At 69.7% G+C, this 310-nt stretch carries 1 protein-coding gene; it reads left to right on the forward strand.

What is annotated here, in order from left to right; all coding sequences use genetic code 11:
- Positions 1-39: 39 nt before the first annotated feature.
- Positions 40-310: EscU/YscU/HrcU family type III secretion system export apparatus switch protein (locus tag ACEN88_RS35060; RefSeq protein WP_413347032.1), on the forward strand; the 271-nt coding region annotated here is incomplete at its 3' end.

Consider the following 310-nt stretch of genomic DNA (forward strand, 5'->3'; position numbering starts at 1 on the left):
GTCGCGGCGCCGACAATGCCGATCGGAAGGGGGAAGCGCATGTCCGACGAAAAAACCGAACAACCCAGCGACAAGAAGCTGCGCGACGCGCGCCGCGACGGCGAGACGAGCAAGAGTACCGACCTGCCGTTCGCCGCGATCCTGCTGTGCGCCTGGCTGGGCTTCTCGCTCGCGGGCGGACGCATGGCCGAGCAATTGCGCCTGCTGCTGCTCGACGGACTCGACGTCAAGCGCGCGCAAAACGACCTGCGGGTGGCCGACGCGCTCGTCGCCGCGGCCACCCACGGTCTGGCCCTCGTGCTGCCGGTCG

This window comes from Massilia sp. CT11-108, assembly GCF_047302915.1.
Taxonomy (GTDB): Bacteria; Pseudomonadota; Gammaproteobacteria; order Burkholderiales; family Burkholderiaceae_D; genus Telluria; species Telluria orientalis.